Annotated in this window: 8 protein-coding genes, 1 tRNA gene and 1 pseudogene; 2 read left to right on the top strand and 8 right to left on the bottom strand. The window is 70.8% G+C overall.

Translation table 11 applies throughout. The features are described from left to right. Together VAE46_RS07200 and VAE46_RS07195 are read right to left on the bottom strand one after the other, a co-directional pair. Positions 1-1,391, bottom strand: a 1,391-nt coding sequence (locus VAE46_RS07200) for an MDR family MFS transporter (RefSeq protein WP_322796245.1), incomplete at its 3' end; no start/stop codon positions are given. Positions 1,392-1,495: 104 nt separating this feature from the next. Continuing rightward, positions 1,496-1,900, bottom strand: a complete 405-nt coding sequence (locus tag VAE46_RS07195) for a DUF3293 domain-containing protein (protein WP_322796244.1) — start codon at positions 1,898-1,900, stop codon at positions 1,496-1,498. Between VAE46_RS07195 and VAE46_RS07190 the strand changes: the two genes are divergently transcribed. Further along, complete coding sequence (locus tag VAE46_RS07190; protein WP_322796243.1) at positions 1,899-2,708, top strand: enoyl-CoA hydratase/isomerase family protein; 810 nt, start codon at positions 1,899-1,901, stop codon at positions 2,706-2,708. The genes VAE46_RS07195 and VAE46_RS07190 overlap by 2 nt on opposite strands. A 59-nt stretch (positions 2,709-2,767) precedes the next feature. Here the strand turns inward: VAE46_RS07190 and VAE46_RS07185 are convergent. From VAE46_RS07185 to lspA, 4 genes are all read right to left on the bottom strand, one after another. Beyond that, a tRNA-Gln gene (locus tag VAE46_RS07185) sits at positions 2,768-2,841 on the bottom strand. A 55-nt stretch (positions 2,842-2,896) separates the two neighbouring features. Further along, a complete protein-coding gene (gene gltX, locus VAE46_RS07180; protein ID WP_322796242.1) occupies positions 2,897-4,369 on the bottom strand; it encodes a glutamate--tRNA ligase in 1,473 nt (490 codons plus the stop codon). Further along, the gene (locus VAE46_RS07175) at positions 4,366-5,343 is read right to left on the bottom strand and encodes an RluA family pseudouridine synthase (protein ID WP_322796241.1); all 978 of its coding nucleotides are present in this window, start codon (positions 5,341-5,343) and stop codon (positions 4,366-4,368) included. The genes gltX and VAE46_RS07175 overlap by 4 nt, the downstream gene beginning before the upstream one ends. Continuing rightward, a complete protein-coding gene (lspA, locus tag VAE46_RS07170; protein ID WP_322796240.1) occupies positions 5,295-5,807 on the bottom strand; it encodes a signal peptidase II in 513 nt (170 codons plus the stop codon). Before lspA ends, VAE46_RS07175 begins: the two co-directional genes overlap by 49 nt. Before the next feature lie 111 nt (positions 5,808-5,918). Between lspA and VAE46_RS07165 the strand changes: the two genes are divergently transcribed. Continuing rightward, entirely contained in the window at positions 5,919-6,512 is a 594-nt protein-coding gene (locus tag VAE46_RS07165) for a sulfite oxidase-like oxidoreductase (protein WP_322796239.1), read from the top strand. 273 nt (positions 6,513-6,785) lie between these two features. On the opposite strand, the gene VAE46_RS07160 is transcribed toward VAE46_RS07165, so the two are convergent. Both VAE46_RS07160 and VAE46_RS07155 read right to left on the bottom strand, forming a co-directional pair. Next, complete coding sequence (locus VAE46_RS07160; protein ID WP_322796238.1) at positions 6,786-7,154, bottom strand: cupredoxin domain-containing protein; 369 nt, start codon at positions 7,152-7,154, stop codon at positions 6,786-6,788. Then, positions 7,151-8,178, bottom strand: a pseudogene (locus VAE46_RS07155) (hypothetical protein); the annotation flags it as partial. The pseudogene VAE46_RS07155 and the gene VAE46_RS07160, both read right to left, overlap by 4 nt.

Below are 8,178 nucleotides of genomic sequence, written 5' to 3'. Positions count from 1 at the left end.
CCTTCGTTCAGGCGAATGGTGGGGTCATCCAGCTGCTGCACCATCGCCGGCCCGAGCGTTTGCTGGTCCTGCTCGGTGAGGCGGGCCGAGAACTCCGCGTGGTACGTGTTGGCCAGGATCGCGCCGAACACCGCGATGCCGAGCACGCTCCCGATCTGCCGGAAGAACTGGCTGGCCGAGCTCGCTACCCCGATGTATTGGTAGCTCACCGCGTTCTGCACCACCAGCGACATCGTGGGCAGGACCAGCCCGAACCCCAGGCCCAGCACCACCATCGTCGCGCTGATCTGCCACAGGTGGGTGTCCAGGCTCACCCGGGTGAGCAGGGAAAGCGCCGCCGCGATCAGCACTGTGCCCGCGAACGTCTGCCACTTGTACCGTCCCGTACGGGCGATCACCTGCCCGCCGATGACGCTCGTCGCCAGCACCCCAAGACTCTGCGGCGTGGTGATGACCCCCGACGCCGTCGCCGAGGCGCCGAGCGCCGTTTGGACATAAATGCCGAGGAACTGGAACGCCCCGAATACGCCAAACCCGAAGGTGAACACCACCAGGTTCGAAAGCAGGAAGACCCGATTGCGGAACAGGTGGAGCGGCAGGGTCGGCTCCGGGTGGCGCAGCTCCTGCAGCACGAACAGGCCGACGAGCACCAGCGACCCCGCCAGCAGGCCGACGATCTGCGGCGAATCCCAGGCGTATTTATCGCCAGCCCAGACGAGCGCCAGCAGCGCCATGACCGAGGCCGCCGAGAGCAGCCCCGCGCCGAGGAAGTCCAGCTTCGGGCTGCCGCTGCGCTGCTTCGCCGGCAGGTTGAACCAGATCGCCGGCATTGCCACCAGCCCGACCGGGATGTTGATGAAGAACACCCAGCGCCAGCTCAGCGTATCGGTGAGGAATCCGCCGAAGGTCGGCCCCACCACGCTGGCGAGGCTGAACACCCCGGTGAACAGGCCGATGTACTTCCCCCGCTCTGCCGGGGCGAAGAGGTCGCCCATCGTCGCGAAAACCGAGGCGAAGATCATCCCGCCGCCGAGGCCCTGGACCGCACGCATCCAGATCAGCACAGGCATGTTGGGCGCTGCCCCGCAGGCCGCCGAGGCCACCATGAACAGGAACACCCCGCCGATCAGGAACAGCTTTCGGCCGTAGATATCGCCCAGCTTCCCCACCAGCGGGATCACGACCGTTGAGGTCAGCATGTAGCTGGTGAACAGCCACGAGAGCAGCGTGAACCCGCCCAAGTCCGCCAGGATGCGCGGCGTGGCCGTCGACACCACGGTCTGGTCGAGTGCGCCGATGAACAGCGAAATCATCAGGCTCCCGAGCAGGAGCCACTTCTGGCGCGGCGTCAGGGTCTCTCCCAGCGGCTGCTGTCCTGCAGGTGCGTGCATGGTGCTCCTCGGGCAACGTTGACGTGAGCGTCAACGCGTTCCCCTGAGCGTACATAGTTCGTCGGCAGCGAACAATTGGGGCTACCCCGTGCACGTGTCGGTGCCTAACACCAGAGCAGGCGCGCGCCCTCGCCGTCATGCCAGGCGATCGCCGCCTGCCCGAACGCCCGCGCCGCTTCGATCGCCTGCTCCGCCGTGATGCCGAACGCCGCGAACGACGCCTCCCGGTAGCTCCCATCGGGCGATGCACCCTCCGCCGGCAGCAGCCGGGCACCCATCCCCCGCAGCATCGCCGCGAGCTCGGCATTGCGCCGATCGTTCTCCGCCGGCGGCAACGGCCGCGACCCCGGGTTCCACGCGGTGATCAGCGCGAACGGCCCGGGCGCGCCCTCCAGCCGCTCGCCAATGCGAAACTCCGCAGTGCCGCCCGGCAGCGCCACCCGGTAGACGGCCTCCCGGTACAGCCGCTCGAGTTCAGGGCGTGGCAACCCGGTAGAATCGTCGCCCATGGAACAGCCCCTGCACTTCGAATCACGCGGACCTATCGGCATTCTGACGCTCAACCGCCCGGAACGCCTCAACGCCATCAACCACGAGATGCTCCGCGCCCTGCGCGGCTTCTTCGATGCCCGCCACCGCGACTTCGCCACCCGCGTCATCGTCATCACCGGCGCGGGACGCGGTTTCTGCGCCGGCCTCGACCTCAAGGCCGGCGGCGAACAGGGCCCCTGGCAGCCGGGCGTCGGCCCCGTCCAGGAGCTCTACACCTTCCAGGAGGACATCGCCGACCTCATGGTCAAGATGCGCGAGTGCCCGCAGCCGCTCATCGCCGCGGTCAACGGCCCCGCCACCGGTGGCGGCTTCTCGATCGCCCTCGCCTGCGATATGCGCATCGGCACCGAACATGCCCGCTTCGCCTGCTCTTACCTCAACCTCGGCCTCGGCGGCGCCGATGTCGGCTCCTCCTACTTCCTGCCGAAGATCGTCGGGGCGGCCCACGCCGCCGACCTGCTCTACTCGGGCCGCCTCGTCGATGCCCGGGAAGCCCGTGAGATGGGGCTGATGACCCGCATCGTCCCGCCGGATGACCTGCTCCCGGCGGCGCTTGCCATCGCCGAAGGCATCGTCCGCAAGGCCAGCCCCCTCGGCCTGCGGCTCACCAAGCAGGTGCTCAACGAAACGGTGAACGGCATCCCGCTGCAGACCGCGCTCAAGCTCGAAAACCGCAACCAGGCGCTCGCCAGCCAGACCGCCGACGCCCGCGAGGCGCGCCAGGCGTGGGCCGAGAAGCGCGAGCCGCGCTGGCAGGACGCCTGATACCGGACGGTATGTTCGAAGGTTTGCCGCTCCGCCCGCACAGCTCACTGCGAGGTGATTGGCTGGGGATGGAGGAGTCGAACCCCCACATACAGATCCAGAGTCTGCTGTCCTACCATTAGACGAATCCCCAGCGCACGCTTCAGATTACCAACCGCGGAGCCCCAACGCCAAGCGCCCGGCGCGGATTAGCCGACGAGTGCCTGCGCCGCGCGCAGCCGACCGAGCGTGCGCTCCCGCCCCAGGATGACGAGCGAATCGAACAGCGGGATCCCCGTCGGTCGCCCCATCACGGCGACGTACAGGGCCGGGATGAACTTGCGCAGCTTCAGCCCCAGCACGCCCTCGAGCCCGCGCAGCGCGGCCTCGACCGCCTCCTTCTGCCAGTCCGCGGGCGCGATCCCATCCAGCGCGGTAATGGCCGCCTCCAAGACCCGCGCGGCCGTGGCGGCGTCGCCGGCCTTCTCGGCGAGCAGCGCGGGGTCGTAGGGCGGGGTCCCGTCGGTGAATAGGAACGCGATCAGGTCCGCGACCTCGCTCAGGACCGTCACCCGCTCCCGCAGCAGCGGCGCTGCCGCCCGGAGCACCGCGCGGTCGAGTGGGCGCGGGATGGAGGCTGGCAGCCCCCGGTCGGCCCACTCCGCCACCAGCTCTTCCCAGCGGGTATCCTCCATCGCGCGGATGTAGTGGCCGTTCAGGTAGTTCAGCCGTTCGATATCGAAGACCGCCGGGTTCGGCACCACCCGGGCGAGGTCGAAGTGCCGGGTCAGCTCCTCGACCCCGAGGATGGTCGTGTGGTCATCGAGCGCCCAGCCCAGCAGCGCAAGGAAGTTGACCATCGCCTCCGGCAGGTAGCCCCGGTCGCGGTAGTCGAGCAGCGCGGTATCGCCCGAGCGCTTGCTCAGCTTCTTGTGGTCGGGCCCCAGGATGAGCGGCAGGTGCGCCCAGGCCGGCCGCTCCCAGCCCAGCGCTTCATACAGCTGGATGTGCTTCGGCGCGCTCGAAATCCACTCGTCGCCGCGGATGCAGTGGGTGATGCGCATCGCGGTGTCGTCGACCACGACCGCCAGGTGGTAGGTGGGGAAGCCGTCCGACTTCAGCATCACGAAGTCGTCCTGCAGGGCGTTCTCGAAGACCACCTCGCCGCGGATCACGTCCTGCAGCACGGTCGTCCCCTCGCGGGGCATGGCGAAGCGCACTACGTGGGGCTCGCTCGCCGCGCGCCGCGCCGATTCCGCCGGGTTCAGCCCGCGGCACAGCCCGTCGTAGCCGGGTGGGCGCTTCGCGGCGGCCTGGGCGGCCCGCAGCTGTTCCAGCCGCTCCGGCGTGCAGAAGCAGCGGTAGGCGCGCCCCCGCTCGATCAGCGTCTCGGCGGCCGCACGGTAGTGCTCGAGACGCTGCGACTGAAAGTACGGTCCGAACGGTCCTCCCACGTCCGGGCCCTCGTCCCAGTCGATCCCGAGCCAGCGCAGGCTTTCCATAATCGCCTCGACGCTGTGCTCGACGAAGCGCAAGCGGTCGGTATCTTCGATGCGCAGGATGAACTGGCCCCCGCGCGAACGGGCGAACGCCCAGCTGAACAGCGCCGAGCGGATGTTGCCCACGTGCGGGTTGCCGGTGGGGCTCGGCGCATAGCGCGTGCGAACGGGTCGATCGGTCACGAAGGCTGGCCTCGCTCACAGGTCACTGCCGGCGGTGCGGCGTATCGAGAGGCTACCGCCTCCCCGGCGATGGCGCGAATCGCCTCCAGCAGGTCCGCCGGCGGCGGCGCCGAGGCCCTCAGCGTCCCGCCCGTGGGGTGCGGCAGCTCCAGCCGCCACGCGTGCAGCAGGTGGCGGCGGCCTTCGCCGGCCCGGCCGTAGACCGGGTCGCCGACCACGGGGTGGCCGATCGAGGCGAGGTGCACCCGGATCTGGTGGGTGCGGCCTGTTTCCGGGAACACTTCCAGCAGCGAACGCCCGCCGTCGCCGGCGACCACGCGATACTCCGTGCGCGAGGGCCGGCCGCGGGCGGTGACCGCCATCCGGGTGCGGTCGCGCGGGTCGCGGTGGATGGGCGCCTCGACGACGGCGTGCGGCGGGCGCGGCTGCCCCTCCACCATGGCGAGGTAGCACTTGTGCACCCGGCGCAGTTCGAACGCCCGGCTCAGGGCCGCCTGGGCCGCGGGCGTCTTCGCCAGCAGGAGCACGCCGCTCGTTTCCTTATCCAGCCGGTGGACGATGCCCGGGTGCTCGGCATCGAACGCTGTCGCCGCCGGGCCGAGCCGCGCCAGCCACCAGCCGGCCACCGACGGCGCGGTATCGCCCGGGGCCCCGTGCACCGCCAGCCCCGCCGGCTTGTCGATGACGGCCAGCGCGTCATCCTCGTACAGCACCGGCAGGTCGAAGCCCGGCTCAGCGGCGTCGTGACCGGTTTCGGGCAGGGTCAGCTCGATGCGGTCCCCGGCCTCCACGCGGGCCGACTTGCGGGCCACCTCGCCGTTGAGCAGCACGTGCCCGCCCTCGATCAGTCGCTGCACCCGGGCGCGCGAAAGCCCCGGGACCGCCGCCGCGATGCAGGCATCGAGCCGGCCCGGCGCCTCCGCGTTCAGGAGGTGGCGTCCGGCTCCCGCGCCGGCTGAACCAGCATGGTCCATAGCAGGATGAGCACTCCCACCGTGATGGCCGAATCGGCCACGTTGAACGCCGGCCAGTTCGGCACCTTCAGGAAATCGACCACCCGGCCCGCGTGCAGGCGGTCGATCAGGTTGCCCACGGCCCCGCCCAGCATGAGCGCCAGCCCGAGCCGCACCAGCGGCTGCGCGAACGCGGGGTTGAACAGGTACACGAGGATGGCGGCCAGCCCGGCCACGCTCGTCACGATCAGCAGCGGGCCGGCGCCCTGCAGGATGCCGAAGGCCGCGCCCGTGTTCGTCACATGCACGATCCGGAAGAACGGCAGCACCTCGATCGCCTCGCCGCGCTCCACCGTGAGGCGGATGATCCACTTGGTCAGCTGATCGGCCCCGACAATCGCCGCCGCCAGCAGCAGGAACCACCCGTGCGAGGGTCGCAGCAGCGGGCTGGCAGCCGCCCGCGGGCTCGTTTCCATGTCCGTCATGCCGCCAGTGTACCGGCTCGCCGCCTCCCCGGCCGCGCGGCTTCTTGCCGGGCCCTTTCGCAACCCGCTACGCTCAGTTCGCGAACCTGCTCATCACAAAGGGGGCCCGCCGTGTCCCAGTCCGCCGCGAAAGCGCTTCGACCCGATGGCAAACTGCGCCTGCCCCCCGGCCAGCACCTCACCACCGGCTGGCCGGTGCTCCACTACGGCAGCATCCCGCGCCTCGACCTCGAAACCTGGCGCTTCCACGTCTGGGGCCTCGTCGAAGAGGAGAAGACGTTCACCTGGGAGGAGTTCAACGCGCTCGGCCAGGTCACGGACATCTCGGACATTCACTGCGTGACCACCTGGAGCAAGTTCGATAACGAATGGCAGGGCGTACCCTTCTCGGCCCTGCTCGATGCCATCCGCCTCAAGCCCGAGGCGAAGTACGCCATGATCCACTGCTACGGCGGCTACACCACCAACCTCCCGCTCGAGGATCTGAAGCGCCAGGGCGTGCTCTTCGCCCACTCCCACAACGGCCAGCCCCTCACCCCGGAGCACGGCTGGCCCATGCGGCTGGTGGTGCCCCACCTCTACTTCTGGAAGAGCGCGAAGTGGGTCGGGGGCATCCAGTTCCTCGAGCGCGACCGCCCCGGCTTCTGGGAGACCTACGGCTACCATAACTACGGCGACCCCTGGCGCGAGGAGCGCTACGCGTAGTCCCCGGCCAGGGGTCGAAACCCCGCCCGCGCCGTCCCCCCGCGGCCGTGGCGGGCGAGCCAGGAGCCTTGAGCTTCTGCGCCGAAACGCGAACCGCAGCGCACCCGGCAGCCCGGCCACCCTGGCGACTTCCCGCTCGCGAGGGCTGAGCTGCCCCTCGTGCATCGCCCACCTCCGGCCGCTCTGCTCTCGGAGTGCCCGCCCCGTTCTACCACAGTTCCGGGTCCGCTGCCACGACAAACCGGCACGCCCAGCAGACCCGCGTGCGGCTCCCTACCGCACAATGACTTCGCCCGCCATCGCCTCGCCGTGGATACCGCAGCGGTAGGCAAAGGTGCCCGGCGCGGTAAATTCGAACTCGAAGTTCCCCCGCCGCATCGGCCCCGAATCGACCGCGCTCCCTTCGAACGTCCCGACCACCTGGTGGGCCGCCTCGCCGCGGAAACTCCAGGTTACCCGGGTGCCGACCGGCACCTGCAGGCTGCGCGGCTGGAACCGGTTGTCCGTGACCGTGATGGTCGTCAGGTTCGCCGGCAACGCCCCGGGCTTCGTGGGTGTGGGCTCTGGCAGGGCTTCGCCGCCGCCGCAGGCGCTGGCGACCGCCGCAACCGCGACCGCCAGCGCCGTCGCCGCCCGTCTCACCGCTCCACCGCCGCGATGTAGTGGTAGAGCGGCTGGCCCCCATCGAGCACCTCGACCTCGGCTCCCGGGGCGGCCCCCGCGGCGGCGGCGCGCGCGCCCTCGGCCGAGCCGCCCGCCCCCACGTAGACCGTGACCAGCGACCCCGCTTCGGGGCGGGCCGCCGCGAGCCCCGCCGCCAGCGCTTCCTCCGGCGTGGCCCGGGCCGCCGCGAGCCGGCCATCGAGCACCGCGATCGCCTCTCCCGCCCGCACCGCGATGCCGTCGGCAGTCCGGTCGGCGGCTGCCGTGGTCACCTCCACCGTCTGGACCCGCCCGGCCGCCTCAGCCATGCGGGCGAGCAGGTCGCGCACCGCCGCGTCCGGGTCGAATGCCAGCGCTGCGGCGACCCCCTGCGGCAGCGAGAGGGTCGGCACCACGTGGAGCGTGCAGCGTGTCAGTCCCGCCGCCTGCTCGGCCGCCAGCAGGATGTTCCGGTGGTTCGGCAGCACGAAGACATCCGCGGTATGGAGCGCATCCGCCAGCCGCGCGATCTCGCCCGCCGCGGGCTTCTCCACCTCGCCCATATCCAGCACCGCCGCGCCGAGGCTTTCGAACATCGCATCGAAGCCAGCGCCGCGGCTGATCGCCAGCAGCCCCGTGCGCGCGGTCGCTCCGGAGCCGCCGGCCCGGAAGCGGGCGTGCTGGGCCGTCATATCGTCGACCTTCAGGCGCGAGACCGTGCCCAGCTTCGCCGCCTGCTGCGCCAGCCTCTCGGGGTCCCCGGTGTGGACATGCACGCGCGCCGCCTGCGCATCGCCGACCACGACGACGCTGGCGCCGAACCGCTCGGCCAGCGCCCGCAGCCGCTCGAGGTCGATGGCCCCGGCGCCGGCGGCTTCGACCACGAACTCGGTGCAGTAGCCGAAGTCGGGCTCGCCTTCGCGCGCGGGGCCGCCCGGCGATGGCTGGCTCAGCGGCGGCAGCTCGGGCGGGGCGTAGTCGCGGCCCTCCAGCCGGGCGAGCATCGCTTCGAGCAGCACGCAGA

The organism is Tepidiforma sp., assembly GCF_034433535.1.
Lineage (GTDB): Bacteria > Chloroflexota > Dehalococcoidia > Tepidiformales > Tepidiformaceae > Tepidiforma.
The sequence above is the reverse complement of the archived record's forward strand: the minus strand, read 5'-3'. Positions and strand labels throughout refer to the sequence as shown.